The 25969-nt window shown below is 70.9% G+C and carries 21 protein-coding genes; 9 read left to right on the top strand and 12 right to left on the bottom strand.

The features are described 5' to 3' along the window. Window positions 1–15: 15 nt before the first annotated feature. The 7 genes from AB0E62_RS06180 to iolC form a co-directional block, all read right to left on the bottom strand. Window positions 16–690 carry a restriction endonuclease subunit S gene (locus AB0E62_RS06180; protein WP_362188791.1) on the bottom strand — a complete coding sequence of 225 codons (675 nt, stop codon included), beginning with the start codon at window positions 688–690 and terminating at the stop codon, window positions 16–18. Then, window positions 687–1370, bottom strand: a complete 684-nt coding sequence (locus AB0E62_RS06175; RefSeq protein ID WP_362188789.1) for a hypothetical protein — start codon at window positions 1368–1370, stop codon at window positions 687–689. The genes AB0E62_RS06180 and AB0E62_RS06175 overlap by 4 nt, the downstream gene beginning before the upstream one ends. A gap of 334 nt (window positions 1371–1704) precedes the next feature. Continuing rightward, window positions 1705–3207, bottom strand: a complete 1503-nt coding sequence (gene mmsA / locus AB0E62_RS06170; protein ID WP_362188786.1) for a CoA-acylating methylmalonate-semialdehyde dehydrogenase — start codon at window positions 3205–3207, stop codon at window positions 1705–1707. 16 nt (window positions 3208–3223) lie between these two features. Next, window positions 3224–5104, bottom strand: coding sequence for a 3D-(3,5/4)-trihydroxycyclohexane-1,2-dione acylhydrolase (decyclizing) (iolD, locus tag AB0E62_RS06165; protein ID WP_362188784.1), 1881 nt, complete (start codon window positions 5102–5104; stop codon window positions 3224–3226). Beyond that, window positions 5101–5919, bottom strand: coding sequence for a 5-deoxy-glucuronate isomerase (gene iolB, locus AB0E62_RS06160; RefSeq protein ID WP_362188781.1), 819 nt, complete (start codon window positions 5917–5919; stop codon window positions 5101–5103). The genes iolD and iolB overlap by 4 nt, the downstream gene beginning before the upstream one ends. Before the next feature lie 7 nt (window positions 5920–5926). Then, window positions 5927–6796, bottom strand: coding sequence for a deoxyribose-phosphate aldolase (locus tag AB0E62_RS06155; RefSeq protein ID WP_362189176.1), 870 nt, complete (start codon window positions 6794–6796; stop codon window positions 5927–5929). Between the two features lie 92 nt (window positions 6797–6888). Beyond that, complete coding sequence (iolC, locus tag AB0E62_RS06150) at window positions 6889–7839, bottom strand: 5-dehydro-2-deoxygluconokinase (protein ID WP_362188778.1); 951 nt, start codon at window positions 7837–7839, stop codon at window positions 6889–6891. Between the two features lie 327 nt (window positions 7840–8166). On the opposite strand from iolC, the gene AB0E62_RS06145 reads away from it, so the two are divergent. Beyond that, window positions 8167–8367, top strand: coding sequence for a MerR family transcriptional regulator (locus tag AB0E62_RS06145; RefSeq protein WP_344351723.1), 201 nt, complete (start codon window positions 8167–8169; stop codon window positions 8365–8367). 12 nt (window positions 8368–8379) lie between these two features. Here AB0E62_RS06145 and AB0E62_RS06140 read toward each other — a convergent pair whose 3' ends face one another. Next, complete coding sequence (locus AB0E62_RS06140) at window positions 8380–9423, bottom strand: zinc-dependent alcohol dehydrogenase family protein (RefSeq protein ID WP_362188775.1); 1044 nt, start codon at window positions 9421–9423, stop codon at window positions 8380–8382. A 147-nt stretch (window positions 9424–9570) separates the two neighbouring features. On the opposite strand from AB0E62_RS06140, the gene AB0E62_RS06135 reads away from it, so the two are divergent. Next, on the top strand, window positions 9571–9789 hold the full coding sequence (locus AB0E62_RS06135; RefSeq protein ID WP_362188772.1) for a heavy-metal-associated domain-containing protein: 219 nt from the start codon (window positions 9571–9573) through the stop codon (window positions 9787–9789). An 86-nt stretch (window positions 9790–9875) separates the two neighbouring features. Next, window positions 9876–12128, top strand: coding sequence for a heavy metal translocating P-type ATPase (locus AB0E62_RS06130; RefSeq protein WP_362188769.1), 2253 nt, complete (start codon window positions 9876–9878; stop codon window positions 12126–12128). Between the two features lie 655 nt (window positions 12129–12783). On the opposite strand, the gene AB0E62_RS06125 is transcribed toward AB0E62_RS06130, so the two are convergent. The 3 genes from AB0E62_RS06125 to AB0E62_RS06115 all read right to left on the bottom strand — a co-directional run bounded on the left by AB0E62_RS06125 (window position 12784) and on the right by AB0E62_RS06115 (window position 16821). Beyond that, entirely contained in the window at window positions 12784–14073 is a 1290-nt protein-coding gene (locus AB0E62_RS06125; protein WP_362188766.1) for a citrate synthase, read from the bottom strand. A 197-nt stretch (window positions 14074–14270) separates the two neighbouring features. Next, window positions 14271–16526, bottom strand: a complete 2256-nt coding sequence (locus AB0E62_RS06120) for an ATP-dependent RecD-like DNA helicase (protein WP_362188763.1) — start codon at window positions 16524–16526, stop codon at window positions 14271–14273. A gap of 55 nt (window positions 16527–16581) precedes the next feature. Next, complete coding sequence (locus tag AB0E62_RS06115; protein ID WP_362188761.1) at window positions 16582–16821, bottom strand: hypothetical protein; 240 nt, start codon at window positions 16819–16821, stop codon at window positions 16582–16584. 303 nt (window positions 16822–17124) lie between these two features. Between AB0E62_RS06115 and AB0E62_RS06110 the strand changes: the two genes are divergently transcribed. From AB0E62_RS06110 to AB0E62_RS06100, 3 genes are all read left to right on the top strand, one after another. Next, the gene (locus tag AB0E62_RS06110) at window positions 17125–17913 is read left to right on the top strand and encodes a GAF domain-containing protein (RefSeq protein ID WP_362188758.1); all 789 of its coding nucleotides are present in this window, start codon (window positions 17125–17127) and stop codon (window positions 17911–17913) included. 60 nt (window positions 17914–17973) lie between these two features. Next, entirely contained in the window at window positions 17974–18882 is a 909-nt protein-coding gene (locus AB0E62_RS06105) for a hypothetical protein (protein WP_362188755.1), read from the top strand. A gap of 103 nt (window positions 18883–18985) precedes the next feature. Then, the gene (locus AB0E62_RS06100; RefSeq protein WP_362188752.1) at window positions 18986–19264 is read left to right on the top strand and encodes a hypothetical protein; all 279 of its coding nucleotides are present in this window, start codon (window positions 18986–18988) and stop codon (window positions 19262–19264) included. An 811-nt stretch (window positions 19265–20075) separates the two neighbouring features. On the opposite strand, the gene AB0E62_RS06095 is transcribed toward AB0E62_RS06100, so the two are convergent. Then, entirely contained in the window at window positions 20076–20852 is a 777-nt protein-coding gene (locus tag AB0E62_RS06095; RefSeq protein WP_362188749.1) for a DUF2637 domain-containing protein, read from the bottom strand. A 579-nt stretch (window positions 20853–21431) separates the two neighbouring features. On the opposite strand from AB0E62_RS06095, the gene AB0E62_RS06090 reads away from it, so the two are divergent. From AB0E62_RS06090 to AB0E62_RS06080, 3 genes are read left to right on the top strand one after another with little or no spacing between them, the layout of a single operon-like run. Then, on the top strand, window positions 21432–22457 hold the full coding sequence (locus AB0E62_RS06090) for a LacI family DNA-binding transcriptional regulator (RefSeq protein WP_362188746.1): 1026 nt from the start codon (window positions 21432–21434) through the stop codon (window positions 22455–22457). Further along, complete coding sequence (locus tag AB0E62_RS06085; RefSeq protein WP_362188743.1) at window positions 22454–24025, top strand: sugar ABC transporter ATP-binding protein; 1572 nt, start codon at window positions 22454–22456, stop codon at window positions 24023–24025. Before AB0E62_RS06090 ends, AB0E62_RS06085 begins: the two co-directional genes overlap by 4 nt. Next, window positions 24015–25964: a substrate-binding domain-containing protein gene (locus AB0E62_RS06080; RefSeq protein ID WP_362188740.1), complete on the top strand. Its 1950-nt coding sequence runs from the start codon at window positions 24015–24017 to the stop codon at window positions 25962–25964. The genes AB0E62_RS06085 and AB0E62_RS06080 overlap by 11 nt, the downstream gene beginning before the upstream one ends. Window positions 25965–25969: the final 5 nt, after the last annotated feature.

Below are 25969 nucleotides of genomic sequence, written 5' to 3'. Positions count from 1 at the left end.
CACCTTAGGGCCGACCTATGACATCCGACTCGTGCGACGGGTTCTAGGTGCCCTTCGCTCGGGTGCGGCGCTTGGTGCCCGAGAGGTGGTCGTACCAGGCAGCTCATCGCCTAGCATCTGCGAGAAGATGCCCTGCTTGACAGCACTGAGGCGCATGAGAATGCGCTGCTGAAGATCCATCTGCAAGCTGACCTCGCCCAGGGCTTCCGCCATGATCCGCTGACGACGAGCATTGGGCAGCAGTACCGGCAGTCCTTCCAGCGACTGCGTGGTGAGAACCGGCACCGTGCCTACTTGGACATGGGACAGCAGTTCAGCCACCACAGGCGGGTGTGCAAGGTAAGCAGCGAGGTACACGGGGTCGACGCGCTCGATGTGCGGGCGAACGCGGATACAGGAAGAGTGGTACACCCACCCGTCCGCCGTGTCATCGACCAGAGCGACCTTTCCCACTCCACCGAGTCGCACGATCACCAGGTCGCCTGAGCGCAGCCGGAAGCGTTCGAGACCGGTGATCGTATCGGGCACCTGTCGCAGCGCCTCCGGGTCGATCCGCTGGGAATCCCTGATGTCCGCAGGGGTGACCACAGGGACTCCTTCCACATCGACCCCGAACTCGGTGAAGAGATCGCTGGAAGGGCTGGCGGTGACCGTGCAGATATCACCCAGTCTCACAAGCTGAGGGGTCACGATTCGCTCCCCCGGCGCTGAGCACAGACTCCGGGCCGGTTCGCCAGCAGCAGCGGCAAGGCCGTATCGGCAGCCTCAACCCGGCGGGCCACAGCCTCAGAGACATAGCCGATGGCCGTCAGTACGGACTGTCGGTCGGCCGCAAGATTCCGCCCGCCGATACGGTCCTGATGCGCCACCTTGTTCCTCAGGATGCGCAAGTGGTTCAGGCGCGTGTAGAACGGCTCCCGCCGCCCTCGATAGCCGGGGAAGCCAGCCTTCATCGGACGCCACAACTGCGTCTCGTAGTCGTTACCGCGACCCGCCAACATGACCCAGAAACCGAGCGAAACCTCACACTGAACGGCGGTGGGCGTCACCGGTACCCCCGCTCGCGACAACTTCTGCTCAGCCTTCTCAATCTTGCTCATCGTGGCGTGAGTGAGGTTGAGCCTAGGGGCATTCCACCAGTCCGCCCGACCGTAATACGTCGACAAGCGGGACGCGATGGTGCTCCGCAGTACGTTCTCCAAACCGCGGAGCATCTCGTACATCGCCTTGGCGACGTGCGTCTCCCAGTCCGACCAAACCAACGCCTGGCGGCAGTCGGGCGCACACAGGGCCTGAGGGTCCGCATACCGACCGGCATCGATCGTCTTGATGACAACAACCTCGTCGGCGGTGGCACACGACATGGACATCCCCCAAGGGTCCGTCTTGCTTGAGGTAGTGGCTAGGCACTACATTGGTGGGCGTAAGCCCCGGTGTGTGCCTCTGCTCGCAAGCGCCCCGGGGCATAGCTATGCACAAAATCCCCAGCGTGACTCGCACGCCAGTTCGATCACCGCCCTGACATGGACACCGTACCGTGGCGGTCGTCCTTGGTCAAACATAGGCACCCTCTCGCGTATGTCGATACGAAAGAGATTACGAACCACGGTATGCCGAGCGCCGTAGGGGGCGACGAGACCAGAGCACAGGCTTGTGCCCCGCCTGGGACAAGCGCCGGGCGGGGCACGGATGGATCAACGAGCGTCAGTGGTTGCGCGGGAATCCCAGGTCCACGCCCGCCGGGGCGTCGGCCGGGTCGGGCCAGCGGGTGGTGACGACCTTGCCGCGGGTGTAGAAGTGCGTGCCGTCGTTGCCGTAGATGTGGTGGTCGCCGAAGAGGGAGTCCTTCCAGCCGCCGAAGGAGTGGTATCCCACCGGCACCGGGATCGGCACGTTCACGCCGACCATGCCCGCCTCCACCTCCAGCTGGAAGCGCCGCGCCGCACCGCCGTCCCGGGTGAACACCGCGGTGCCGTTGCCGAACGGCGAGGCGTTGATCAGCGCCAGCCCCTCCTCGTAGGTGTCGGCGCGCAGCACGCACAGCACCGGGCCGAAGATCTCGTGCTGGTACGCCTTGGCGGTGGTCGGCACCCGGTCCAGCAGCGAGAGGCCGATCCAGTGGCCGTCCTCGAACCCCTCGACGGTGTACCCGGTGCCGTCGAGCACGACCTCGCAGCCCTCGGCGGCGGCGCCCGCGACGTACGAGGCCACCTTGTCCCGGTGCGCCTTGGTGATCAGCGGGCCCATCTCGGACGCCGGGTCGTTGCCCGGCCCGATCTTGATCTTCTCGGCGCGCTCGCGGATCTTCTCCACCAGGGTGTCACCGATGGAGCCGACCGCCACGACCGCCGAGATGGCCATGCAGCGCTCGCCGGCGGAGCCGTAGGCCGCGCTCACCGCCGCGTCGGCCGCCGCGTCCAGGTCGGCGTCCGGCAGCACCAGCATGTGGTTCTTGGCGCCGCCCAGGGCCTGCACCCGCTTGCCATGGGCGGAGGCGGTGGCGTGGATGTGGCGGGCGATCGGGGTGGAGCCGACGAAGGAGACGGCCTTGACGTCCGGGTGCTCCAGGAGGCGGTCGACGGCCACCTTGTCGCCGTGCACGACGTTGAAGACGCCGTCGGGCAGGCCGGCCTCGGAGAGCAGCTCGGCGATCCGGACCGACGCGGAGGGGTCCTTCTCGCTGGGCTTGAGCACGAAGGTGTTGCCGCAGGCGATGGCGATCGGGAACATCCACATCGGGACCATCGCCGGGAAGTTGAACGGCGTGATGCCCGCGACGACGCCGAGCGGCTGGCGGATCGAGGCCACGTCGACCCGGCTGGCGACCTGCGTGGACAGCTCGCCCTTGAGCTGCACGTTGATCCCGCACGCCAGGTCCACGATCTCCAGGCCGCGCGCGACCTCGCCGAGCGCGTCGGAGTGCACCTTGCCGTGCTCGGCGGTGATCAGGCCGGCGATCTCGTCGCGGTGGGCGTCCAGCAGCGCCCGGAACCGGAAGAGGATGGAGGTGCGCTGGGCCAGCGAGGACTGCCCCCAGTCGGCGAAGGCGTCCTTGGCCGCCGCGACCGCCGCGTCCACCTCCTCGGCCGACGCGAACGCGACCTTCGTGGTCACCGCACCGGTCGCCGGGTCGGTGACCGGCCCGTACGTGCCCGACGCGCCGTCGACGGACTTCCCGCCGATCCAGTGGTTGACGATCTTCGTCATGTCCGGAGACTCCTTCTCACAGATGGCGGCGTCGGGTGGAGACGTGCCGTTCGTACAGCTCGCGGGCCTTGACCGCGGACGGGCGGGTCGCGGTCGCGGCCACGGGAACATCCCACCAGGCCTGGGCCGGCGGCGCGCCCGACACAGTGTCGGACGTTTCGGTCTCCACGTAGACACATGTGGGTACGGCGGCGGCGCGCGCCTCGGCGAGCGCCGCCCGCAGCTCCCCCACGGTGCCCGCGCGCAGCACCCGCATGCCGAGGCTGGCCGCGTTGGCCGCGAGGTCGACGGGCAGCGGGGCGCCGGTGTGGGTGCCGTCCCCGGCCGGGTAGCGGTAGGCGGTGCCGAACCGTTCGCCGCCCACCGCCTCGGACAGCCCGCCGATGGAGGCGTACCCGTGGTTCTGCACCAGGACGAGCTTGACCGCGATGCCCTCCTGGACGGCGGTCACGATCTCCGTCGGCAGCATCAGGTACGTGCCGTCGCCGACCAGCGCCCATACGTTCCGCTCCGGCGCGGCGAGCTTCACCCCGAGCGCGCCCGGGATCTCGTAGCCCATGCAGGAGTAGCCGTACTCCAGGTGGTACTGGTCCGCCGACCGCGCCCGCCACAGTTTGTGCAGGTCGCCGGGGAGCGAGCCGGCCGCGTTGACGATGATGTCCGTCTCGTCCACCAGGGCGTCCAGCGCGCCGAGGACCTGCGGCTGGGTCGGGCGGGCGGCGGGGTCGGGGGCGGCGAAGCAGGCGTCGACGGTCCGCTCCCAGCTTTCCTTGGCCTCGGTGTACTCGGCGACGTACTCCCCCGCCACCCGGTGGCCGTGCATCCGCACCCGCTCGGTCAGTTCCTCCAGGCCGCTCCGCGCGTCCGCGACCAGCGGGAGCCCGGCGAGTTTGTGGCCGTCGAAGGGGGCGATGTTGAGGTTGACGAAGCGGACTTCCGGGTGCGCGAAGAGGGTGCCGGAGGCGGTGGTGAAGTCGGTGTAGCGGGTGCCGACGCCGATCACCAGGTCCGCGGTGCGGGCCAGGCCGTCGGCGGTCGCGGTGCCGGTGTGGCCGATCCCGCCGACGTCCTGCGGATGGTCGTGGCGCAGCGATCCCTTGCCGGCCTGGGTGGAGGCGACCGGGATCCCGGTGGCGGCGGCGAACTCGGCGAGGGCGGGCTCGGCGCGGCTGTGGTGCACCCCGCCGCCGGCGACGATCAACGGCCGGCGTGCCGCGCGGATCGCCTGGACCGCCCCGGTCAGCTCGGCCGCGTCAGCGCCGGGCCGCCGTACGGTCCACACCCGCTCGGCGAAGAACCGCTCCGGCCAGTCGAAGGCCTCCGCCTGCACGTCCTGCGGCAGGGCGAGGGTGACCGCGCCGGTGTCCACCGGGTCGGTGAGGACCCGCATCGCCTGGAGGGCCGACGGGATCAGGGCCTCCGGGCGGGTGATCCGGTCGAAGTACTTCGACACCGGGCGCAGGGTGTCGTTGACCGACACGTCGCCCGCGTACGGCACCTCCAGCTGTTGCAGGACCGGGTCGGCGGGGCGGGCCGCGAAGACGTCGCCGGGCAGGAGCAGCACCGGCAGGTGGTTGACGGTGGCGAGGGCGGCGCCGGTGACGAGGTTGGTCGCGCCGGGGCCGATGGAGGTGGTCACCGCGTGGGTGGACAGCCGGCCCGACTGGCGGGCGAAGCCGACGGCCGCGTGCACCGTCGCCTGCTCGTTGCGGCCCTGGTGGTACGGCATCACGTCCGCGTACTCGACCAGCGCCTGGCCGATGCCGGCGACGTTGCCGTGCCCGAAGATGCCCCAGACGGCGCCGATCAGCCGCTGCCGGGCGCCGTCCCGCTCGGTGTACTGGGCGGCGAGGAAGCGGATCAGCGCCTGGGCGACGGTGAGCCGGACCGTGGTCATCGGTACCCCCCGGTGGTGTGGCCGGGGTGGAAGCGGATGAGCCACTCCCGGCTGTCCCCCGGGCCCGCCATGACGTTCAGGTAGTACATGTCGTGCCCGGGCTGCGCGATGGACGGGCCGTGCCAGCCGTCGGGGACGAGGACGGCGTCGCCGGAGCGGACCTCGGCGAGCAGGTCCGCTCCGCCCTCGCGCGAGGGGGACACCCGTTGGTAGCCGAGGCCGCCCGGGCCGTCGATCTCGAAGTAGTAGATCTCCTCCAGTTCGGACTCCTCGCCCGGCCGGTGCTCGTCGTGCTTGTGCGGCGGGTAGGAGGACCAGTTGCCGCCGGGGGTGATCACCTCCACGGCGATCAGCCGGTCGCACGCGAAGGCGTCGGCGGCGGCGAAGTTGCGCACCCGGCGGGCGCAGGTGCCGCTGCCGCGCTCCTCGACGGGGACCTCCGGCGCGGGGCCGTAGCGGGCGGGGAGTCGTCGCTCGCACTTCGCTCCTGCCAGGGCGAAGCGGCCTCCCGCGCCGGAGGCGATCTGGACCCGGGCGTCCCGGGGGGCGTACGCGAAGTCGGTGACATCCGCGAACACGCTGTCCCGGCCCAGGAGTTGGAACTCGTCCTGCTCCGTTTGTACGGTACATCCGCCTTCCAGCGGAAGCACGATCCACTCGCTGTCACCGGTGGTGAAGGCATGGCTGCCGCCGGGCGCCAGCTCGACCACCCGCAGGCTGCTGTGCGTCCAGCCGGCCGACTCGGGGCCGATGTCGACGGCGTACCGGGCGTTCGCGGTCGCGCCCCTGGGCAGGTGCAGGTCGGTGCCGGTCATGCGCCCCTCACAGCAGTCCTACGGCGGTGTCCACGGCGGCGGCCACGTCGCCGTCCGCCGGATACAGCAGCGAGCGGCCCGCCACCAGGCCGCGCACGGTGGGCAGGCGCAGCGCGCCGCGCCACCTGGCGTAGGCGGCGGCCCGGTCCTCCGTCGCGTCCCCGACGTCCCCGCCGAGCAGGACGGCGGGCAGCGTGGAGGCCTCCATCACCCGGGCCATGTCGTCGGGGTCCTCGGTGACCGGCACCTTCAGCCAGGTGTAGGCGGAGGAGCCGCCGAGTCCGGAGGCGATGGCGAGGGACCGGGTGACCGCCTCGGCGGACAGGTCGTTCACCAGCTCGCCCCCGGGGCCGCGGCGGCTGATGAACGGCTCCACGAACACCGGGAGCCGGCGGGCCGCCATGGCGTCGATGACGCGGGCGGCGGACTCCAGGGTGGCCAGGGAGCCGGGGTCGGCGTAGTCGACGCGCAGCAGCAGCTTGCCCGCGTCGAAGCCGAGCCGCTCGATGTCCTCGGGGCGGTGGCCGGTGAACCGGTCGTCCAGTTCGAAGGCGGCCCCGTGCAGTCCGCCGCGGTTCATGGAGCCCATGACGACCTTGTGCTCCAGTGCGCCGAGCAGCAGCAGGTCGTCCAAGATGTCGGCGGTGGCGAGCACCCCGTCGACACCGGGCCGGGACAGCGCGAGGCAGAGGCGTTGCAGCAGGTCGGCCCGGTTGGCCATGGCGAGCCGCCGGTCGCCGACGTCGAGGGAGCCGCGGGCCGGGTGGTCGGCGGCGACGATCAGCAGCCGGCCGCTGTCGTCCAGCAGGGGCCGGCGCGCCCGGCGGGCGGCGGCCTCGGCGACGGCCTCGGGGTGCCGGGCGCGGATCCGGACCAGTTCGGCGACGTCGACCTCGGGACGGGGGGCGGGTGCCGGTGGTCCCGCGCCCGCGCCGCCCCCGGTGTGGGTGCCGGTGACCCGGCCGGCCCTCACCGCACCGCTCCGGCGTCGAGCGCGGCGGCCACCTCGGCGGGGGTCGGCATCGCGGAGGAGCACTCCAGGCGGGAGGCGACGATGGCGCCGGCCGCGTTGGCGTGCCGCATGACCGTCTCCAGGTCGTGGCCGGCCAGCAGGCCGTGGCACAGAGACCCGCCGAAGGCGTCGCCGGCGCCGAGTCCGTTCAGCACGGTGACGGGCAGGGGCGGGACCTCGGCGGACTCGCCCGCGCGGCTGACGGCGAGGACGCCCTTGGGGCCCTGTTTGACGACGGCCAGCTCGACCCCGGCCTCCAGCAGGGCCTGGGCGGCGGCGTGCGGCTCGCGCGTCCCGGTGGCGATCTCCACCTCGTCCAGGTTGCCGACGGCGACGGTGGCGTGCCGCAGGGCCTCGGCGTACCAGGGGCGGGCGGTGTCCGGGTCCGTCCAGAACATGGGGCGCCAGTCGAGGTCGAAGACGGTGATGCCGGCCTTGGCCCGGTGGGCGAGGGCCGCGAGGGTGGCCGTACGGCTCGGCTCCTCGCTCAGTCCGGTGCCGGTGACCCAGAGGATCCGGGTCCGCGCGAGGGCGTCCAGGTCCAGCTCGTGGGGGTGGATCTCCAGGTCGGGGGCCTTGGGCCGGCGGTAGAAGTACAGCGGGAAGTCGTCCGGCGGGAAGATCTCGCAGAAGGTGACGGGGGTGGGCAGGCCGGGGACGGGGGTGACCCAGCGGTCGTCGACGCCGAAGCCGCGCAGGGCCTCGTGGAGGAAGGTGCCGAACGGGTCGTCGCCGGTGCGGGTGATCACGGCGGTGCGGCGGCCGAGCCGGGCCGCGGCGACCGCGACGTTGGCCGCGGATCCGCCGAGGAACTTGCCGAAGGAGGAGACCTGGGCGAGCGGGACGCCGGCCTGGAGCGGGTAGAGGTCCACCCCGATCCGCCCCATGGTGATCAGGTCGTAGGCCATCGGCTTCCCTTCGTCATGGCTCTCCCGGCTTTCTAGTCCCGCACCAGGAACCGTGTCAACGTTTTGTCCGGACATACGGACTTCCGGGCTCCGGTATACGTGCGCCCCCCTGGCATGAATGCCCTCTGTGACGGATTCGTCACCGACACCACCGTCCTGTCACACATGTCACGCCTGTGTCGTGTGTTGGTCACATGTCGCCGACGGGCATCCCCCGGTGGTCACCCACCGTCGCCGTCCGGCCCAGGCTGGGTGCCCGACGCAGCGCCCGGTTCCCCCGGGCGGCCGTACGGTCGCCGCCGTGGCGCGCACAGGGAGGTGCGGCCCATGGCCGACCGGAGGCTCTGGTCGTACAAGGAGATCGCGGCGCACATCCGGGTGCGGCCGGACACCGTGCGGTCCTACCGCAAGCACGGGCACCTGCCCCCGCCCGACCACGTCGAGGGCGGCAGGCCCTACTGGTACGCCGACACCGTCCGCGCCTGGGTCGCCGCGCGCCCCGGCAACCGCCGGCGCGGGGCCGGCTGATCCCGGGGGGCGTCAGCTCCAGGGCTCGATGACGGTGACTCCCGCCTCCGTCGCCGTGCCCATCGCCGCGAGCGCCGCCGGGGCCGCTTCGAGCGGGATGCTCCGGGTCACCAGCAGGTCGGGGCGGAGTACGCCGGCGCGGACCAGGCGGAGCATGCCGGGGTAGGCATGGGCGGCCATGCCGTGGCTGCCGAGCAGCTCCAGTTCCAGGGCGACGGCGCGGGCCAGCGGGACCGGGGTGGTGCCGTCGGCCGAGGGCAGCAGGCCGACCTGGACGTGCCGGCCGCGGCGGCGCAGCCCGTTCACGGAGGCGGCGCAGGTGGCGGGCGAGCCGAGGGCGTCGAGGGAGAGGTGGGCGCCGCCGCCGGTCAGCTCCCGCACGGCGGCGGCCGGGTCGGGCACGCCGGTCGCGTCCAGGCACGCGGCGGCGCCGAACCGCCGCGCCAGCTCCAGGGCCCCGGGCGAGATGTCGACCGCCACCACCCGGGCGCCCGAGGCCGCCGCGATCATCACCGCCGACAGGCCGACCCCGCCGCAGCCGTGCACCGCGACCCACTCCCCGGCCGCCACCCGGCCCTGCTGGACCACGGCCCGGAAGGCGGTGGCGAAGCGGCAGCCGAGGGCGGCGGCGGTGGCGTACGCCATGTCGTCCGGGAGCGCGACGAGGTTGACGTCGGCGTGATCGAGGGCGGCGTACTCGGCGAAGGAGCCCCAGTGGCTGAAGCCGGGCTGGGTCTGCCGTTCGCACACCTGCTGGTCGCCCGCCGCGCACGGCCCGCAGGTGCCGCAGGCGCAGACGAACGGCACGGTGACCCGGTCGCCGGGCCGCCACCGGGTCACCCGGGCGCCCACCGCCTCGACCACCCCGGCGAGTTCGTGCCCCGGCACGTGCGGCAGCGCGATGTCCGGGTCGTGCCCCGCCCAGCCGTGCCAGTCGCTGCGGCACAGGCCGGTCGCCTCGACCCGGACGACCACGCCGTGCGCCGCCGGCTCCGGGTCGGGCACCTCCCGCATCCCGGCCGGCTTTCCGTACTCCTCGAAGACCACGGCTCGCATGCACGCTCCTTTCGGGAAACCCGGAGGAAGGCTAGACGCTCCGGGGAGTCGCTTGGCCACATACCCCATGGGGGTATACAGTACGGGTATCGGGGTTCCTCCGGGCACCCCACAGGCCCCACCCGCGCCTCGACGAGGAGTAACGACATGACCACCGTCACCACCGTCTACAAGGTCACCGGCATGAGCTGCGGCCACTGCGAGGGCTCCGTCTCCGAGGAGCTCTCCCGCATCCCCGGCGTCAGCTCGGTCAAGGCCGTCGCGTCGTCCGGCGAGGTGACCGTCGTGTCCGCGGCCCCGCTCGACGAGGAGGCCGTGCGCGCCGCCGTCGACGAGGCCGGCTACGAGCTGGCCGGCCAGGCCTGAGCACCACCTTCCCGATCCCCGACCGGGCCGCACCGACCAGCTGATACTGGATCCGTACGGCCCGGTCCGATGTCTGGAGTCCGGACATGACCAGCACCACCGCGAAGCCGACGGCCACGGAAGCCGGCACCGAGCAGGTCGAACTGCTCATCGGCGGCATGACCTGCGCCTCCTGTGCCGCCCGGGTGGAGAAGAAGCTCAACCGGATGGACGGCGTCAGCGCCACCGTCAACTTCGCCACCGAGAAGGCCAGGGTCACCATCGCCGACGGCATCCAGGTCGCCGACCTGATCGCCACCGTCGAGAAGACCGGCTACACCGCCGAGGAGCCCCGGCCGCCGCGGCCCGACGCCGAGACCGCCCCCGAGGGCCCCGAACGGGACACCGAACTCGGCGAGCTGCGGCACCGTCTGCTCGTCTCCGCGCTCCTCGCCGCGCCCGTGATCCTGCTCGCGATGATCCCCGCCCTCCAGTTCGCCAACTGGCAGTGGCTCTCGCTCACCCTCGCCGCGCCGGTCGTCGTCTGGGGCGGCGCCCCCTTCCACCGGGCCGCCTGGACCAACCTCCGGCACGGCGCCGCCACCATGGACACCCTCGTCTCGGTCGGCACGCTGGCCGCGTTCGGCTGGTCGCTGTGGGCGCTGTTCTTCGGCGACGCGGGCACGCACGGCATGCACGACGAGTTCCGCCTCACCGTCTCCCGCATGGACGGCTCCTCCACCATCTACCTGGAGGTGGCCTCCGGGGTCGTCGCGCTGATCCTGCTCGGCCGCTATCTGGAGGCCCGCTCCAAGCGCCGCGCCGGTGCCGCCCTGAAGGCCCTGATGGAGCTGGGCGCCAAGGACGTGGCGGTGCTGCGCGACGGCCGCGAGGTGCGCGTGCCGGTGTCCGAGCTGGCGGCCGGCGACCGGTTCGTCGTACGGCCCGGCGAGAAGATCGCCACCGACGGCACGGTGGTGGAGGGCATCTCCGCGGTGGACGCCGCCATGCTGACCGGCGAGTCGGTGCCGGTCGACGTCGGTCCCGGCGACCGGGTCACCGGCGCCACGGTCAACGCCGGCGGCCGGCTGGTCGTCGAGGCCACCCGGGTCGGCGCGGACACCCAGCTCGCCCGCATGGCCAAGCTGGTGGAGGACGCGCAGAACGGCAAGGCCGAGGTGCAGCGGCTCGCCGACCGGGTCTCCGCCGTCTTCGTCCCGGTGGTCATCCTGATCGCGCTCGGCACCTTCGGCGTCTGGCTCGGAGTCACCGGGGACACGGTCGCCGCGTTCACCGCCGCCGTCGCCGTGCTGATCATCGCCTGCCCCTGCGCGCTGGGCCTGGCCACGCCGACCGCGCTGATGGTCGGCACCGGGCGCGGCGCCCAGCTCGGCATCCTGATCAAGGGCCCCGAGGTGCTGGAGTCCACGCGCCGGGTGGACACGGTCGTGCTGGACAAGACCGGCACCGTCACCACCGGCCGGATGAGCCTCCAGGCCGTGTACGTCGCCGAGGGCGAGGACGAGAAGGAGCTGCTGCGCCTCGCGGGCGCCCTGGAGCACGCCTCCGAGCACCCGGTGGCCCGCGCCGTCGCCGCCGGCGCCGAGGAGCGCGCCGGGGCCCTGCCGCCGGTCGAGCACTTCGAGAACGTGCCGGGGCGGGGCGTACGCGGGCGCGTGAACGGCCGCGAGGTGGCCGTGGGGCGGCTCTACGACGAGCTGCCGCCGGAGCTGGCCCGCGCGGCCCGCGAAGCCGAGGAGCAGGGCCGTACGGCCGTCGTGGCCGGCTGGGACGGGCGGGCCCGCGGGGTGCTCGCCGTCGCCGACGCGGTCAAGGAGACCAGCGCCGAGGCCATCCGCGAGCTGCGCGGGCTGGGCCTGACGCCGGTGCTGCTCACCGGGGACAACCGCACGGTCGCCGAGGCGGTCGCGAAGACCGTCGGCATCGACCCGGGGCACGTGTACGCCGAGGTGCTGCCCGAGGACAAGGTGGACGTCGTGCGGCGGCTCCAGGGTGAGGGCCGGGCCGTGGCCATGGTCGGCGACGGCGTGAACGACGCCGCCGCGCTGGCCACCGCCGACCTGGGCCTGGCCATGGGCACCGGCACGGACGCGGCGATCGAGGCCGGCGATCTGACGCTGGTGCGCGGGGACCTGCGGGTGGCCGCGGACGCCATCCGGCTGTCCCGCCGGACGCTGGCCACCATCAAGGGCAATCTGGTGTGGGCCTTCGGCTACAACGTCGCCGCGCTGCCGCTGGCCGCCGCCGGGCTGCTCAACCCGATGATCGCCGGGGCCGCGATGGCCTTCTCCTCGGTCTTCGTGGTGACCAACAGCCTGCGGCTGCGCGCCTTCCGGTGAACGGAAGCCGAATTTCGGAATCGATCTTCCGTTCCCCCTGGAGTCCTGCGCGAGCCTCACATAAACTCTTCACAAGCCTCGCGCACATTCCTTACGCTTGGGCCCCGATTGCCATATCGGGGCTCTTGCGTACGTAAGGGACATATGCAAGAGACGCACATCACAGTGATGCGAACGTAACCATCGAAGGGGTTCGAAGGTCTAAGTTGGCGTTGTCAGATCCAGCGTCTTGGGGGGCGCTGACTGGCGTCTGGGGATGTCTTGGGGGACTTCTCCAGAAGGGGGTACCTCCCGGCTCGCACGACGTTGAGGGCTTGGGGGAGCGTTGCCGGGGCACGTACACCGGGAAGCTTTGAGCGGCCCTCCCAGCGTGCGCTGTCCCGGCAGACCGCACCGCATCACTGGAGTACGGCGAGTTCGCTCGCGCGTGCTCAGACAGCGATTCAGGCGCTGTCCTCTCCGAGCGCCCGGCCGGATCCCGTGGGGGGAATCCGCACCGGGACATGGGAAGGCGCCCTGGTCGTCGGCCCGTGGGGGGACCGGCGGCTCGGGGCGCCTTCCACCTTTTCCGACGCTTCCCCGCCTCTCGCGGGCGGTCACTTCCGAGCGCCGGACCGGGGTCCGTCCGCCTGGACGGACCCCCTGCTCAGTGCGCTCAGCGCGCCTCGACCGGGACGAAGTCGCGCTCGACCACGCCGGTGTAGATCTGGCGCGGGCGGCCGATGCGGGAACCCGGCTCCTTGATCATCTCGGTCCACTGGGCGATCCAGCCCGGCAGCCGGCCGAGGGCGAACAGGACCGTGAACATCTCGGTCGGGAAGCCCATCGCGCGGTAGATCAGACCCGTGTAGAAGTCCACGTTCGGGTAGAGCTTGCGCTCGGTGAAGTAGTCGTCGGAGAGCGCGTGCTCCTCCAGCTTCAGGGCGATGTCGAGGAGCTCGTCCTCCTTGCCCAGCGCGGAGAGGACGTCGTGCGCGGCGGCCTTGATGATCTTGGCGCGCGGGTCGAAGTTCTTGTAGACCCGGTGGCCGAAGCCCATCAGGCGGACGCCGTCCTCCTTGTTCTTCACCTTGCGGATGAAGGTGTCGACGCCGGAGCCCGAGTCGCGGATGCCCTCCAGCATCTCCAGCACCGACTGGTTGGCGCCGCCGTGCAGCGGGCCCCACAGCGCGTTGATGCCGGCCGAGATCGACGCGAACATGTTGGCCTGCGAGGAGCCGACCAGGCGGACCGTGGAGGTCGAACAGTTCTGCTCGTGGTCGGCGTGCAGGATCAGCAGCTTGTCCAGCGCCGAGACCACGACCGGGTCCAGGTCGTACTCCTGCGCGGGGACCGAGAAGGTCATGCGCAGGAAGTTCTCGACGTAGCCGAGGTCGTTGCGCGGGTAGACGAACGGGTGGCCGATCGACTTCTTGTACGCGTACGCGGCGATGGTCGGGAGCTTGGCGAGCAGCCGGATCGTGGAGAGGTCGCGCTGCTTCTCGTCGAACGGGTTGTGGCTGTCCTGGTAGAAGGTGGACAGCGCCGAGACGACCGAGGACAGCATCGCCATCGGGTGGGCGTCGCGCGGGAAGCCCTTGTAGAAGTTCTTGACGTCCTCGTGCAGCAGGGTGTGCCGCGTGATGTCGTTCTTGAACGCCGTCAGCTGGTCGACGGTGGGGAGCTCGCCGTTGATGAGCAGGTACGCCACCTCGAGGAAGGTGGAGCGCTCGGCCAGCTGCTCGATGGGGTAGCCGCGGTAGCGGAGGATGCCCGCCTCGCCGTCGAGGTAGGTGATCGCGGATTTATAGGCGGCGGTGTTGCCGTACCCGCTGTCCAGGGTCACCAGACCGGTCTGGGCGCGGAGCTTCCCGATGTCGAAGCCCTTGTCGCCGACGGTGCTGTCGACCACCGGGTAGGTGTACTCGCCGTCGCCGTACCGCAGTACTACAGAGTTGTCGCTCACGTCTTCCCTCACCGACGTAGTGCCTCATCTTCGAGGTGCCCTGACTGTCTCTACCATCCCCCATTTGGCTCAGGAGAGTGCACTCGGGGTCGACCATTGGGCCTGTTGGCGGCACTCAGTGCCGCCAGCCTGCCCATCCTGCCCCCTTCGCGGGGGTTCCGGAAGTGCTCTGTGACCTTCACGACTCGTTTGATCGATCATTTTGTGCCGAGCCTGAAGTCCAGGGCCGTACAGCGCCGTCCGGCCGACACCGTGCGCACCGCCTGGCCGATCGCCCTCCGTGAACCGACGAGGACGACCAGCTTCCGGGCCCGGGTGACCGCCGTGTACAACAGGTTCCGCTGAAGCATCATCCATGCCCCCGTCGTGACGGGAATCACCACGGCGGGATACTCGCTTCCCTGCGAACGGTGGATGGTCACCGCGTACGCGTGGGCCAGTTCGTCCAGTTCGTCGAATTCGTACGGAACCTCCTCGTCCTCGTCGGTCAGCACCGTCAGGCGCTGGTCGACCGGGTCGAGCGCGGTGACGACGCCCACGGTGCCGTTGAAGACGCCGTTCTTCCCTTTCTCGTAATTGTTCCGGATCTGGGTGACCTTGTCGCCGACGCGGAAGACCCGGCCGCCGAACCGCTTCTCCGGCAGATCGGGCCGGCCGGGCGTGATGGCCTGCTGGAGCAGTCCGTTGAGCGCGCCGGCGCCGGCCGGGCCGCGGTGCATCGGCGCGAGCACCTGTACGTCCCGGCGCGGGTCCAGCCCGAACTTGGCGGGAATTCGCCGTGCGGCGACGTCCACGGTGAGGCGGCCTGCGGCCTCGGTGTCGTCCTCCACGAACAGGAAGAAGTCCTTCATCCCGTCGGTGAGCGGGTGCTGACCGGCGTTGATCCGGTGCGCGTTGGTGACCACGCCGGACTGCTGGGCCTGCCGGAAGACCCGGGTGAGCCGGACGGCGGGCACGGGGCTGCCGTCGGCGAGCAGGTCCCGCAGCACCTCTCCGGCGCCGACGCTGGGCAACTGGTCCACGTCCCCGACGAACAGCAGATGGGCGCCCGGGGGCACGGCCTTGACCAGCTTGTTGGCGAGCAGCAGGTCCAGCATGGAGGCCTCGTCGACCACCACCAGGTCGGCGTCCAGGGGGCGCTCGCGGTCATAGGCCGCGTCCCCGCCGGGCTTCAGCTCCAGCAGGCGGTGCACGGTGGAGGCCTCGGCGCCGGTCAGTTCCGCCAGCCGCTTGGCGGCGCGGCCGGTCGGCGCGGCCAGCACCACCTTGGCGCGCCGGGCCCGGGCCAGCTCCACGATCGAGCGCACGGTGAACGACTTGCCGCAGCCCGGCCCGCCGGTGAGGACGGCGACCTTCTCCGTCAGCGCCAGCTTGACCGCCGCCTCCTGCTCGGGCGCGAGGTCGGCGCCGGTGCGGTCCTTCAGCCAGCCGAGCGCCTTCGTCCAGTCGACGTCCCGGAAGCCCGGCATCCGGTCCTCGCCGGTGCGCAGCAGCCGCAGCAGCTGGGCGGACAGGGAGAGTTCGGCGCGGTGGAAGGGCACCAGGTAGACGGCGCTGACCGGCTCGTCGTCGCCGTCCGGGCCGGGCACCTTCTCCCGTACGACGCCCGGGTCGGCGCCGTCCTCGGGCGGCTCGGCCAGCTCGGCCAGGCACTCGATGACCAGCCCGGTGTCGACCTGGAGCAGCTTGACGGCGTCGGCGATCAGCCGCTCCTCCGGCAGGAAGCAGTGCCCCTGGTCGGCGGACTGCGACAGCGCGTACTGCAGGCCCGCCTTCACGCGGGCGGGGCTGTCGTGCGGGATGCCGACCGACTGGGCGATCTTGTCGGCGGTGAGGAAGCCGATGCCCCAGACGTCGGCGGCGAGCCGGTACGGCTGCTCCTTGACGACGGCGATGGACTCGTCGCCGTACTTCTTGTAGATGCGCACGGCGATGGAGGTGGACACCTCGACGGTCTGGAGGAAGAGCATGACCTCCTTGATCGCCTTCTGCTCCTCCCAGGCGTCGGCGATCTTCTTCGTGCGCTTCGGGCCGAGGCCGGGCACCTCGATCAGGCGCTTCGGCTCCTCCTCGATGATCCGCAGGGTGTCGAGGCCGAAGTGCTGGGTGATGCGGTCGGCGAAGACCGGGCCGATGCCCTTGACCAGGCCGGAGCCCAGATAGCGGCGGATGCCCTGGACGGTGGCCGGCAGCAGGGTGGTGTAGTTCTCGACGTGGAACTGCTTGCCGTACTGGGGGTGCGAGCCCCAGCGGCCCTCCATGCGCAGGGACTCCCCCACCTGGGCACCGAGCAGCGCGCCGACCACCGTGAGAAGGTCGCCGGCGCCTCTGCCCGTGTCGACCCTGGCGACGGTGTAGCCGTTCTCCTCATTGGCGTACGTGATGCGCTCCAGCACGCCTTCGAGGACGGCGAGATGCCGTTCACCGCTGGAGTTCCCCGCCTGTCGGTCCATGATCCGACGGTACCCGCGGGGTCTGACAGCCCGCCTTCACGGCCGGCTCCGTGCTTCAGCCGGCCTTCTTCTCGTCCTTGTCACCGGACGACAGGAGCGTCTTCAGGCGCATGAACAGCGAGGCGCGCGGTTCACTGGCTCCGCTGAGGCTCGCTCGTACGCTCTCGAAGTCCACGGAGCGGAGCGCCGTCGCTTTCCGCTTCATGTACTCGGCCGGGTCTCTCTCGAACTCGCGTACCGCCGGGTCGGTGTCTAAGACGACCCCGCTCCAGACCTCACTGTGCGCTGTGCTCATGCTCGCGCTCCCCCCCGGGTTCGACTCGGAGGACGGGTGACTCCCGCCATTGTGGGTCGGCATGCGCCCTCCAAGCGTTGACGGTACAGTCTCGGCTGATGGCTTGTCAGCGTCAATCCGACGGTATGGCTTACGGATTGACAATCGGCCCGGTTCAAGAGGCTGACATCGTCCCTGAACGAGCCGTCTGCTTCTCGGTCACGGTCCGGACACCTTCCGTCACCGTATCGATACCCAGAGACACGCTCTCCGAAACGGCGGAAGCACCCACATGGCCTAACTCTGCGTGTAGGCTCCGTCGCTATGTCCTTGAGTGGATTACGGGTGGGCTGGGGCACCGCGACGATGGGGACGCTGAGCGTCGTCACGTACGTGGCGCCGATCGTCCTCGGTCTTGGCCTGAAACTGCCGATATGGATCGCGATGACGGTCATGGGTATCGGCGTACTGGCCACGGTGGCCACGGTCATCGTGTCCCGGCGGGAGGCGGTCGCCGCCCGGCGCGACCTGATCACCGCCGAACAGGCCGCGAAGGTCGCCGCGGAGCGTGCCCGCGGGGCCATGGAAGACGTGCTCACGGTGCTGGTCCACCACATCGGCGAGATCGTGAGCGCGACCAGCAAGAGCGCGCGCAATCCGCTCCAGCAGCAGATGAAGCTGGCCATCGTCTCCCTGACGGCCCAGCTCATCGGTCCGCAGAACGCGCGCGCCTGTGTCCTGGAGATCGCCCCGGCGTCCCTGGGGACCGGCGTCCGGGAGATGAAGTGCCTGGCCGGCCTGTGGATGGGGCGGGCGGAGGCGCCGCGGACAGTGTTCCGCGAGGACCAGGCGCGGGGGGCGTCCCTGCTGAAGCTGATGGACGACCGCAAGAGCAAGTTCGTCGAGAACGTCGACGCGCTCGATCCCGCGCTCCGGCCCGAGACGGACTCGTACAAGACGTACATCGCCGCCACCATCACGGCCGCCGGCAAGGACGCGTTCGGCGTCCTGTGCGTGGACGCCCCGAACCCCGGCGACCTCCGCAAGGAGGACGTCCGCCTGGTGGAGGTCCTGGCCCGCCTGCTGGGCGCGGCACTGGCGGTACGCCGCTGAGGCGGTGCGCGACCTCTCGGCGGCCTGGCTCGTTGGTCAGGTCGTACGAAAGGAGAGCTGATGGTCGGCTCGTCGCATGAGGCGCTGCACCGGATCTTCCAGAAGGACCCGGAGCTGCTGACGCGGGCGTTGCAGCGGGTGCTGCGCGTGCCGTTTCCCCGGCCCAGGGAAATCGCGGCGCTGAACGTGGACCTGACGGAGGCCGAACCGGTGGAGCGCCGGGTGGACACATTGCTGCGCGCGGAGACGGACGAGGGTACGTACCTGCTGGTCGTGGAGTCGCAGGGGAAGGCGGACGAGCGGAAGCGCGGAAGCTGGCCGTACTACCTGTCGTACCTGTACGAGAAGTACCGCTGCGAGCCCGTGCTCATCGTGATCACGCAGAGCAGCGCCACGGCGAAGTGGGCGTCGCGTCCGATCCGGCTCGGTTTCCCGGGCTGGCACTCGCTGACGGTACGGCCGTTGGTGCTGGGGCCGGACAACGTGCCGGTGATCGCGGACGAGAAGCAGGCGGAGGCGGATCCCACTCTCGCGGCGCTGTCGGCGATGACACACGGGCGTGGGCCGGGGGCGATGGCCATACTGGAATCCCTGGCATCCGCCCTGCGGACCATCGACTCCGACAGTGCCGCGGTCTTCGCGCAGTTCGTCGACTCATGCCTGGCCGATCCCCAGGCGAAGCAGATGTGGAGGGACCTGATGACGGCTGTCCAGTACTTCTGGCGACACCCGCTGGCCGAGCAGGTACGCGAGGAAGGGAGGGAGCAGGGGCTACAGCAAGGGCTGGAGCAAGGGCGCCTTCAGAAGCAGCAGGAGATGACCCTCAACGTCCTGGAGTGGCGCGGCATCCCGGTGCCCGACGCCGTCCGCGAACGAGTACTCGCCTGCACCGACCTTGATCAACTGGAAGTCTGGGCCCAGCGCGCCCTCCACGCCACCGACGCGGCGCAGCTGTTCGCCGACGAGTGAGCGAGCTTCCGCACCGCCACTTCCTGCGGCCGGCGGGGACATGCAGTACGCCGACTCACGCCTGGCCGGCCCTCAGGAGACGCAGAGGCGGAAGGACCTGACGATGGCGATCCAGTACTTCTGGCGACACCCGCTGGCCGAACAGGTACGCGAGGAAGGGAGGGAGCAGGGGCTACAGCAAGGGCTGGAGCAAGGGCTGGAGCAAGGGCGCCTTCAGAAGCAGCAGGAGATGACCCTCAACGTCCTGGAGTGGCGCGGCATCCCGGTGCCCGACGCCGTCCGCGAACGAGTACTCGCCTGCACCGACCCTGATCAACTGGAAGTCTGGGCCCAGCGCGCCCTCCACGCCACCGACGCGGCCCAGCTGTTCGCCGACGAGTGAACACGTGACCGTTGGGCCGCTCGCTTCTTGGTCAGTGTCGGGCTTCCGCGGTCCGCGTCAGAAGCGAGCGAGCGGCCCGGAGGAACGGGGGGCCGGACCGGTACCGGGCCCATGGGTGGGCTACGAGGTCCTGTCGGCAGGGGGCGCGGTCGCGTCTCGCCTGCACGCCGGGTGGGTCGAGCGGGTTCCGGGCCGGTGGCGGGTGCGCGGTCGCGTCTCGCGTGGACGCCGGGTCGGCTTGGCGGCTTGGCGGCTTGCGGCGCCAGTGGTGGGCGAGGGGTGGTGGCGTGAGGGGGGTTATTTGTGGATGGGCGTTCCAAAATGGTCCAGCGAGCACGGCCAGGGGGCCTCGGCTCCGCTGGTGGCGGATCATCCACCGCGTGTTCGTCGCGCCGCCGCCATGCCGTCTCCAGCAGAAAACCCGCCCCGAGGATTCTCGGGGCGGGTTCTCGGTCGAGCGCCGGGCAGGCCTTGCACCTGCATCTCCCCACAGGAAGTGGGGCGTCTTTCCTTGGACCACCAACGCACCGCCAGCGAGGCTGTGTTCGCCCGCTTGCTTGTGATGATCATATCCCATCCGTCGGCCGCCACGCGAGTGTGCGCGCGGCCGGGACAACTCCTGCACCGCGCCCTGTCAATGCAGTCCAGTACCGGACCGTCCCCGGGCCCGGGGACGCGGCCGCGTCTCACATGCACGCCGGGTGCGTGCGGCGACTTGCCGGTGAGTGGTCTGGTGGAGGCCCTCCTCCGGTGCGAGGGCTCCGCGGGTCCGCCTCTGATTTCGGCCCGCACCCGGTGCAACGGTTCTGCGCTACCTGCCGTGACGAGGCCTTTCGTGGCTCTGGGGCAGGGTCAGGGTGATCTGGCGGATCAGTTGCTGGAAACAGGCCAGGGACGCGAGCGCGGGGAGGGCGGCGCCGGCGATGCCGGTGACGGTCCGGTCGGCCTGGGCCACGCACAGGATCATCGCGACCGAGGAAAACAGCACCACGATGCACCACGAGTGCACGGCCCGGCGCTGATGCAGGGCATTTCGCAGGATGGAGAGGGAGGCGGCCATCCACGGGCCGTACACGAGAAGGGGCCACCAGGCGATCATTCCGCCGTTCACGCCCGGGGTGGCATTCCGCAGCGGGCCGTAGGCCGCGATTCCGCCGAATACGCTGACCATCGCCACGAGGACGGACACGAATGCGGCGATCATGAAGCTGCCGGCCCGCATCCACTTGATGTAGCTTTTCTGAACCCGCCTTTTCCGGTGCCCCGCCCCGGCGGGAGGGCGTCGGCCGGGCGAGAACCGCGTGGTGATCTGCGCGAGTTTTTCCCTCGGGTCGGCGAAGTCCACGCCGGGTACCGGCTCGCTGCGAGGTGGTGGGAGCGTGGCCGTCTGTCCGGCCGGGGCATTGCCCTGCAAAAGGCTGGCGAGTTCTTCCGCCGGGTCCCAGTAGGCGTCGGGCGGTACCAGCACATCACCCGGATCCAGACCATCGGCCGGTCCGCCGCGCCAGTCCGCGCCCGTCGGGTACGGCGCCGCGTCCGCGTACCATTCGCGACGCCCGAAAGACGAACCCGCAAACTCGTGATTCATAGAGATCCCCCCGTCAGACACGATCCAAGTGGCAGCCCGTGTTTTCCTGAGCGCTCCACCGCTCATTGAATTCCTCCTGGACCGCCTCCAGCAGGACGAGGAATTCGCGGAGCAGCGCACCCACGGCGCGTGCGTGATCTTCGCGTGCCTCGAGCGCGGCGCCGGCTCCGCCAGGCGGGTGCAATGTTGGACTGAATGTCAGCAAACTGCCCGTCGACCGGCTATCCTTCCTCGTGTCCCGGTGGAGCAAGCCGTGGAGCCTCGTCGTCGTCATATTCGGGCTAACGCCACCCCCTCTCCTCCAGATGCGCGGCAAATGAGTGAACGCGAGTCTGGAAAACTTTACGGAGAGCGTTTTTTCATTTGTTCCGTTCCGGCCGCGCGCCCGCGTCGGCGGTGCGCGTGACCGGGGCCCGGCCCCTCCGGCAGCCTCCGGCGCCGGTCGGCCCCCGCACCCCCGCCGCCACGGTCACGATTGGGTTTCGGCCATCCGCACCCCCTTGCCTCCACGTCGTGTAATCGTTTCCAATCCTCGTACCGCAAGGATGTAATCGATTCCACGAGGAGGTGGAGCCGGCGATGGCGAGCATCAAGGATGTCGCCGCTTCGGCGGGGGTGTCCGTGGCCACCGTGTCACGGGTGCTGAACGGCCACCCGTCCGTCAGCGCCGACGCGCGGGAGCGGGTGATGGCCGCCGTGGACGCCCTCGGGTACCGGCCGAACGCCGTCGCGCGGTCCTTGCGGACCGATCAGACCCATACGCTCGGGCTCGTCATCAGTGACGTGCTGAATCCTTACTTCACCGAGCTGGCGCGGTCCGTCGAGGAAGAGGCCCGGGCGCTCGGGTACAGCGTGATCATCGGGAACGCCGACGAGCGGCCCGAGTTGCAGGACCATCACGTGCGGAATCTGCTCGACCGGCGGATCGACGGGCTGCTCGTGTCGCCGACGGACGGCGGGTCGCCGCTCATGCTCGACGCCGCCCGGGCGGGGACCCCGATGGTGTTCGTCGACCGGTGGATCCCCGGTGTGGACGTGCCCGTCGTACGGTCCGACGGACGGGAAGCCGTACGGGATCTCGTGGCGCACCTGTACGCGCTCGGGCACCGGCGGCTCGCCATCATCGCCGGGCCCGCCGCCACCACCACCGGCAGTGAGCGCGTCGAGGCCTTCCGGGCCGCGCTCGCCGAGTACGGGCTGCCGTTGCCCGACGCCCTCATAGGGCAGGGCGACTTCCAGGCCGAGAGCGGGCGGCGGGTCACCGAGGGGTTCCTCGATCTGCCGGAGCCGCCCGACGTCGTCTTCGCCGCCGACAACCTGATGGCGCTCGGCGCGCTGGACGCCGTACGCGCCCGTGGGCTGCGCGTGCCCGACGACATCGCGCTGGCCGCGTTCGACGACATCCCGTGGTTCGTGCACACCGATCCGCCGGTCACCGCCATCGCCCAGCCCACCGGTGAACTGGGCCGGGCCGCCGTACGCGCGCTGGCCGACCGGATCGAGGGGCGTACCCCGCGCTCCGTCACGCTGCCCGCCCGGCTCGTCGTACGCCGCTCGTGCGGTGAGCCCATCTCCCCCTCCCCAGTGCAAAGGAGCACGACGTGAGCAACCCGGACGAGTTGCTGCGCATCGAGGGCATACGGAAGACCTTCCCCGGCGTGGTCGCGCTCGACGGCGTCGACTTCGATCTGCGCCGGGGCGAGGTCCATGTGCTGCTCGGTGAGAACGGGGCCGGCAAGAGCACGCTGATCAAGATGCTCTCCGGTGCCTACACCCCCGACGCCGGCCGGATCCTGGTGGGCGGTGAGGAGGTGCGCGTCCACGGGGCGCAGGACGCCGAACGGCTCGGGATCGCCACCATCTACCAGGAGTTCAACCTGGTGCCCGATCTGACCGTGGCCGAGAACATCTTCCTGGGGCGGCAGCCGCGCCGCTTCGGGCTGATCGACCGGAAGCGGATGGAGGACGCCGCCGCGACGCTGCTGAAGCGGGTCGGGGTCGACGTGTCGCCCCGGGCGCGGGTGCGGGAACTGGGGATCGCCCGGCTCCAGATGGTCGAGATCGCCAAGGCGCTCAGCCTGAACGCGCGCGTGCTCATCATGGACGAGCCGACCGCCGTGCTCACCTCGGAGGAGGTGGAGAAACTCTTCGCCATCGTGCGGGGGCTGCGCGCCGACGGGGTGGGGATCGTGTTCATCACCCATCACCTGGAGGAGATCGACGCCCTGGGCGACCGGGTCACCGTCATCCGGGACGGCAGGAGCGTCGGGCAGGTGCCCGCCTCCACCCCCGAGGACGAGCTGGTGCGGCTGATGGTGGGGCGGTCCATCGAGCAGCAGTATCCGCGGGAGCGGACCGGGAAGGGCGCCCCGCTGCTGTCCGTGGAGGGGCTGGGCCGGAACGGGGTCTTCCACGACGTGAGCTTCGAGGTGCACGCCGGTGAGGTCGTCGGCATCGCGGGGCTGGTGGGTGCCGGGCGGACCGAGGTCGTACGGGCCGTGTTCGGCGCCGATCCCTATGACCGCGGGGCCGTACGGGTCTCGGGCACCGAGCTGCGGCGGCATGACGTGAACGCCGCCATGGCGGCCGGGATCGGGCTGGTGCCGGAGGACCGCAAGGGACAGGGGCTGGTGCTGGACGCCTCCGTCGAGGAGAACCTGGGGCTGGTGACGCTGCGTGCGGCCACCCGGGCGGGGCTCGTGGACCGCAAGGGCCAGCGGGCCGCCGCCGAGCGGATCGCCGGGCAGCTCGGGGTGCGCATGGCGGGCCTCGGGCAGCGGGTGGGGACCCTGTCCGGCGGCAACCAGCAGAAGGTCGTCATCGGCAAGTGGCTGCTGGCCGACACCAAGGTGCTGATCCTGGACGAGCCGACGCGCGGGATCGACGTCGGCGCCAAGGTCGAGATCTACCAGCTGATCAACGAGCTGACGGCCGCCGGTGCCGCCGTGCTGATGATCTCCAGCGATCTGCCCGAGGTGCTCGGCATGAGCGACCGGGTGCTGGTGATGGCCCAGGGCCGGATCGCCGGCGAACTGACCGCCGACCAGGCCACGCAGGACGCGGTGATGTCCCTCGCCGTCTCCGCCCCCGCCACCGAGAAGACCGACACCGACAAGACCGACACCGACAAGACCGACACCGAGACCGAGAAGGAGGCCACCCGTGGCCACTGACACGCTCAAGAGCAGGTCGGACGCGAGTGGCGCCCCGGGCGGCCTGCGCCGGCTGCTGCTCGACAACGGCGCGCTGACCGCGCTGATCGTCCTCGTCATCGCCCTGTCGGCGCTGTCGGGCGACTTCCTGACGACGGACAACCTGCTGAACATCGGCGTGCAGGCCGCCGTGACGGCCATCCTCGCCTTCGGCGTGACGTTCGTGATCGTCTCGGCGGGCATCGACCTGTCCGTGGGGTCGGTGGCCGCGCTGTCGGCGACCATGCTGGGCTGGAGCGCCACCTCGCACGGGGTGCCGGTCGCGCTGGCGGTCGTCCTGGCGGTGGCCACGGGTGTCGTCGCCGGTCTGGTGAACGGTTTCCTCATCGCCTACGGCAAGCTGCCGCCGTTCATCGCGACGCTGGCCATGCTGTCGGTGGGGCGCGGTCTGGCGCTGGTGATCTCGCAGGGCTCCCCCATCGCGTTCCCCGGCTCGGTCTCCCACCTCGGGGACACTCTCGGCGGCTGGCTGCCGGTGCCGGTGCTGGTCATGGTGGTGATGGGGCTCGTCGCGGCCGTCGTGCTGGGGCGGACGTACATCGGCCGGTCCATGTACGCGATCGGCGGCAACGAGGAGGCCGCCCGGTTGTCGGGCCTGAGGGTCAAGCGGCAGAAGCTGGCCATCTACGCCCTGTCCGGGCTGTTCGCCGCCGTCGCGGGCGTGGTGCTGGCCGCCCGGCTGTCCTCGGCGCAGCCGCAGGCCGCCGACGGCTACGAGCTGGACGCCATCGCCGCCGTCGTCATCGGCGGTGCCTCGCTGGCGGGCGGCACCGGCAAGGCGTCGGGCACGCTGATCGGCGCGCTGATCCTGGCGGTGCTGAGGAACGGGCTGAACCTGCTGTCCGTCTCCGCGTTCTGGCAGCAGGTCGTCATCGGTGTGGTGATCGCGCTGGCGGTGCTGCTGGACACGGTGCGCCGCAAGGCCGGTGCCGTCCCGGTGGCCGCCGGGGCGGGCGGGCCGAAGGGCAAGCAGGCGGTGACGTACGGGCTGGCGGCCGTGGTCACCGTGGCCGTGGTCGGCGCGACCTCGCTGCTGCACGGCGGTTCGTCCTCGTCGGCGAACCCGCGGCTGGGCCTGTCCCTGTCCACGCTGAACAACCCGTTCTTCGTGCAGATCCGGTCCGGCGCGCAGGCCGAGGCGCGGAAGCTCGGCGTGGACCTGACCGTCACCGACGCCCAGAACGACGCCTCCCAGCAGGCCAACCAGCTCCAGAACTTCACCAGTACGAGCCTGGACGGGATCATCGTCAACCCGGTGGACTCGGACGCGGCGGGCAACTCGGTGAAGGCCGCCGGCAAGGCGGACATCCCGGTGGTCGCCGTGGACCGGGGCGTCAACCACGCCTCCGTGGCCACGCTGGTGGCCTCCGACAACGTCGCCGGCGGTGAGCTGGCCGCGAAGACCGTCGCCGAGAAGCTGGGCGGCCACGGGAAGATCGTCATCCTCCAGGGGCAGGCGGGCACCTCGGCGGCGCGCGAGCGGGCGGCCGGGTTCGCCAAGGGCCTGAAGTCCTACCCGGGCATCCGGGTGCTGGCCCAGCAGCCCGCCGACTTCGACCGGACGAAGGGGCTGGACGTGATGTCGAACCTGCTCCAGGCCCACCCGGACGTGCAGGGTGTCATCGCCGCCAACGACGAGATGGCGCTCGGCGCGATCAAGGCGCTCGGCTCCAAGGCGGGCAGGTCGGTGCAGGTCGTCGGCTTCGACGGCACCCCGGACGGGCTGACGGCGGTCAAGGGCGGCACGCTGTACGCGTCGGTCGCCCAGCAGCCCTCGCAGCTGGGCCGGATCGCCGTGGACAACGCCCTCAAGGCGGTCCGGGGCGAGAAGGTGGCGCCGACGGTGAAGGTGCCGGTGAAGGTGGTCACGAAGGACAACGTGGCCGGTTTCACCGGCTGACGGAC

The organism is Streptomyces sp. NPDC038707 (assembly GCF_040636485.1).
In the GTDB taxonomy this organism is placed as follows: domain Bacteria; phylum Actinomycetota; class Actinomycetes; order Streptomycetales; family Streptomycetaceae; genus Streptomyces.
The sequence above is the reverse complement of the archived record's forward strand: the minus strand, read 5'-3'. Positions and strand labels throughout refer to the sequence as shown.

Bases quoted from the DNA above. Each gene is read 5' to 3' on its own strand.
- AB0E62_RS06175 (WP_362188789.1), bottom strand. From the start codon at position 1,370: ATGTCCATGTCGTGTGCCACCGCCGACGAGGTTGTTGTCATCAAGACG.
- mmsA (WP_362188786.1), bottom strand. From the start codon at position 3,207: ATGACGAAGATCGTCAACCACTGGATCGGCGGGAAGTCCGTCGACGGC.
- iolD (WP_362188784.1), bottom strand. From the start codon at position 5,104: ATGACCACGGTCCGGCTCACCGTCGCCCAGGCGCTGATCCGCTTCCTC.
- iolB (WP_362188781.1), bottom strand. From the start codon at position 5,919: ATGACCGGCACCGACCTGCACCTGCCCAGGGGCGCGACCGCGAACGCC.
- iolC (WP_362188778.1), bottom strand. From the start codon at position 7,839: ATGGCCTACGACCTGATCACCATGGGGCGGATCGGGGTGGACCTCTAC.
- AB0E62_RS06145 (WP_344351723.1), top strand. From the start codon at position 8,167: ATGGCCGACCGGAGGCTCTGGTCGTACAAGGAGATCGCGGCGCACATC.
- AB0E62_RS06140 (WP_362188775.1), bottom strand. From the start codon at position 9,423: ATGCGAGCCGTGGTCTTCGAGGAGTACGGAAAGCCGGCCGGGATGCGG.
- AB0E62_RS06135 (WP_362188772.1), top strand. From the start codon at position 9,571: ATGACCACCGTCACCACCGTCTACAAGGTCACCGGCATGAGCTGCGGC.
- AB0E62_RS06130 (WP_362188769.1), top strand. From the start codon at position 9,876: ATGACCAGCACCACCGCGAAGCCGACGGCCACGGAAGCCGGCACCGAG.
- AB0E62_RS06120 (WP_362188763.1), bottom strand. From the start codon at position 16,526: ATGGACCGACAGGCGGGGAACTCCAGCGGTGAACGGCATCTCGCCGTC.
- AB0E62_RS06115 (WP_362188761.1), bottom strand. From the start codon at position 16,821: ATGAGCACAGCGCACAGTGAGGTCTGGAGCGGGGTCGTCTTAGACACC.
- AB0E62_RS06110 (WP_362188758.1), top strand. From the start codon at position 17,125: ATGTCCTTGAGTGGATTACGGGTGGGCTGGGGCACCGCGACGATGGGG.
- AB0E62_RS06105 (WP_362188755.1), top strand. From the start codon at position 17,974: ATGGTCGGCTCGTCGCATGAGGCGCTGCACCGGATCTTCCAGAAGGAC.
- AB0E62_RS06100 (WP_362188752.1), top strand. From the start codon at position 18,986: ATGGCGATCCAGTACTTCTGGCGACACCCGCTGGCCGAACAGGTACGC.
- AB0E62_RS06095 (WP_362188749.1), bottom strand. From the start codon at position 20,852: ATGAATCACGAGTTTGCGGGTTCGTCTTTCGGGCGTCGCGAATGGTAC.
- AB0E62_RS06090 (WP_362188746.1), top strand. From the start codon at position 21,432: ATGGCGAGCATCAAGGATGTCGCCGCTTCGGCGGGGGTGTCCGTGGCC.